The sequence below is a fragment of the Flavobacterium sp. genome (assembly GCF_044368625.1).
Lineage (GTDB): Bacteria > Bacteroidota > Bacteroidia > Flavobacteriales > Flavobacteriaceae > Flavobacterium.
In genome coordinates, this window is sequence record NZ_JBIPPD010000374.1 from 1 (window position 1) to 3,170 (window position 3,170).

6 protein-coding genes are annotated in these 3,170 nt (G+C 31.0%); all 6 read left to right on the forward strand.

Features of this window, described 5'->3' with window-relative positions:
• Positions 1–420 (forward strand): hypothetical protein (locus tag ACIQ2X_RS17060; RefSeq protein WP_396180228.1); only part of this gene is annotated, 420 nt, incomplete at its 5' end.
• Complete coding sequence (locus ACIQ2X_RS17065) at positions 408–830, forward strand: hypothetical protein (protein ID WP_396180229.1); 423 nt, start codon at positions 408–410, stop codon at positions 828–830. The genes ACIQ2X_RS17060 and ACIQ2X_RS17065, both read left to right, overlap by 13 nt.
• The gene (locus tag ACIQ2X_RS17070) at positions 827–1,405 is read left to right on the forward strand and encodes a C39 family peptidase (protein WP_396180230.1); all 579 of its coding nucleotides are present in this window, start codon (positions 827–829) and stop codon (positions 1,403–1,405) included. The genes ACIQ2X_RS17065 and ACIQ2X_RS17070 overlap by 4 nt, the downstream gene beginning before the upstream one ends.
• Before the next feature lie 165 nt (positions 1,406–1,570).
• Complete coding sequence (locus tag ACIQ2X_RS17075) at positions 1,571–1,774, forward strand: hypothetical protein (RefSeq protein ID WP_396180232.1); 204 nt, start codon at positions 1,571–1,573, stop codon at positions 1,772–1,774.
• Between the two features lie 622 nt (positions 1,775–2,396).
• Complete coding sequence (locus tag ACIQ2X_RS17080) at positions 2,397–2,630, forward strand: hypothetical protein (protein ID WP_396180234.1); 234 nt, start codon at positions 2,397–2,399, stop codon at positions 2,628–2,630.
• 330 nt (positions 2,631–2,960) lie between these two features.
• On the forward strand, positions 2,961–3,170 hold a 210-nt coding region (locus tag ACIQ2X_RS17085), incomplete at its 3' end, for a hypothetical protein (RefSeq protein WP_396180235.1).

The following is a 3,170-nucleotide window of genomic DNA, read 5'->3' on the forward strand; positions in this document are numbered from 1 at the left end:
TGGTTGGAATTTTTATGTAATACGCCAAAAGGTTCACAAGTTTTAGAAATTATTAGAGAGATCCCAAATGTCTTATTGAATATCGGTGGAAACAATATTTTACAAGGCAAATTTGACATATTAGAATCATCTTTAAAAAACTTATATTCAAATATTAAAAATCCAGTGTTTATAACAATCCCATATATTTATGCCGATTTGACATCTAAACTTATAGGAAAATCTAAAGATGCAATTGTAAATGAAATTGTAATCGCTAACGAATGGATAAAGCAATATCCAAACATTGACATAACACCTTACACGGGCAAAGATGGGACTCCATATTTTTTTACGCATAAAGATCTAGTTCATTTCACAGATGATTTTGATTATACGGTCAGAATCCCATTGGTCAATAAAACTTTATGGTCGGTGTAATGTTTGATAGCATTAAAGATATACTTGCAATGGTAGCTTTAGGCGCGTCTGGAATTTCCGTTTATATTGGATTAAAAACAAAATCAGACAAGGCCGAAATTAAAAACGAATACAAGGATCTAATATCCGATAGATCAAAAGCGATTTACGAAAGGATGGATCGCGAAATAACCAAAGTTGAAGAAACTATAAAATCAAGTATTAATTTAAAATACCATCACATCGATCAAATTAAAAAACAAACTAACGAAATAGAAAATTTCGTTATGGCTGAAATTAAAGTTCTAAAATCGCAAATTGCGGATAGAGATAGGCGACTTGATAAATTGGAAGAAAAGATTGACCAAGTAAATAATAAACTTATTGATATTCGTGAAATCATTATAGGAATTGCTAAGGGGCAAAAATGAAACTAGCCAAGATTATTCCATCGCCTAACGATCAAAGAGACGACGCAGCATGGCTTGAATCCAATTTTAAAATTGCTGGAAATTCTCAATGTCAGGGGAATCTTAGAGATGATATGATTCGAGCGATTGCACTGGAATTTAATATTGTGGAATTGCAAACGATAAATACATTTAATTATTATTCAATGTTTTCTGCCTACATGAAAGATGTAAAAAATATTCATGTCTCAAGATTAGATTTAATGTCATTCCAAAATCATAATTGGTTCATGAACACTCTATTTGAAAAATACGATTTACCTATCAAAGTAATGACCAAATCATCGCAAATTAAAATTTCAGAAATTAAAGAATCAATCGAAAAAACTAATAGAATCGTTGGTTTGCATGGTTATTTTACTCCATCGGGCCATGCAATAAGGATAAACGGATTTGATGATAAATCTCTAGATGTCAATGATCCATACGGATTCCATCCATACAAAGAAATAAAAAAAGGTGGACGCTTTGTATATTCTAACGAAAAAATAATGTCTGTCAAACCTTATAGATTAGTAACCTTGGAGGATATATAATGCCAGGTATCACGATGTGCCTAAATAACGAGTGTTCAAAGAAAAATAATTGCTATAGATATACTAGTATACCCAAAAAACAAAATCAATCATACACTAGATTCCCAAGCACCGCTAACGGATGCGGTTTATGTATGAATAAAAATCCATACAAGGAACCCGAAAATGAAATTACAAATAGCTAAGATCGATGTAAATTACATACAACTTGATTTATTATTTTTTGGATTAGATATTAAAATCGACGTTGGTAAATTATTGAATGAATTTGGATTGTTTAATGAGCAAGGCGAAATAATAAAACGTGGATTTAATTCATACCAAGAAGCATTGAACTATCTACAAGAGATGGAGTATAAAGAAATATGAGCAATAAAAAACAAGAAACAAAAAACATTTTTTCAGGAATTTATTTCACCACAAATGATTTCTATAGAACAATTGGACTAGCTTTTATCATAGCTGGACAATTTACGCATAAATTAGAATATACAATTTACGATCAAACTTTCCAAACTTCAGAATTGACTTTAATCGGGGTCGGTATTGCAATTATATTTCCATTACTCATGAGAAAATTCTCCAGGGATTCTAGCCAATGAATTTTATAAATTTGCTACCATTCAAAGTCAAGATTTACATAGTGTTAGGTTTGTTAATTTTAATTGGCGTGGGAATTATATTTATTAATCGTAAAATTGAATCATCTAAGCGAGATTACGATAAATCCGAAGAAACAGAATATTCAACCGTCAAAGAATATTTAGATTTAATTATAAAATAAACTTAGACCCGTCAAGCCTTCTGGTTTCTGCAAAGCAAAGAACTTTGCGGACGAAGATCCAAGCTCAAATCGGCGGGTCATTTTTTTGCTTCAAAAACATAAAAAAATAATAATCAACCTTGACATTTTTTGTCCTTGTTTAGAATTGTATTTACTTTTAAGAACGAGGACCGAATATAAATGATAATCAAAATAGATAACGAATACATGAACCTGAATCATGTAGCAAATTTCTATAGCTACAAAACAAGCAAAGAAAAAGACGATGGAACTTTAAGTTTTAAATATTATGTAAGGTTTCACTTGCCGAACAATATAAACAAAGCTTTTCTATTTCAGGATGCCGATCGCATGCAAATTGAAATGATAAACCTTGAAACTGCAATATTCGATGGTGCGAGATACCATGTTATGGAGCTAAAATCCGATGCAAGCTTATAAAATCTGTATACTGTTATTTTTAATATCTTGCACAAATGGAAATCAGATCCGAAAACAATCTGAAGAAATTTGCAAGGATATCCAAATTCCAAAAAATGCAATTGTAAGCGAACGTGAGAAGCTCTTAACATCTAAGGGAATTTACATTCCGGCAATTCGATACAATGCTATCGTTTTACATGCTAAGCATTTGCGAGATTGCGGAGAATCTAAAACTTGCGTTATACGTTGGACTGAATGGGAAAGAGATTGCGAGATTTCAAAATCCATGATTGATCGGCTTGCTGGAATTTCATGCAAACTCGAAAAGCCAAATTGTGAGGTAGGGGAATGAGTCCAGACGTTGAAAAGAGAATTTTTATTTCGCAAACAAATAAATCCAAAAAAGAATATTTTAAGCAAATAAAAACCTTAAGTTTTATTGATAAAATTAGATTGAATTATTGGATATTTTTTAATGAAGCAAAATGGAATAAAGTTTTTTATAGCTTTATCGTAAATCATGATTTAAAGAAATCCATCCAACAAGCAAGGAAATTA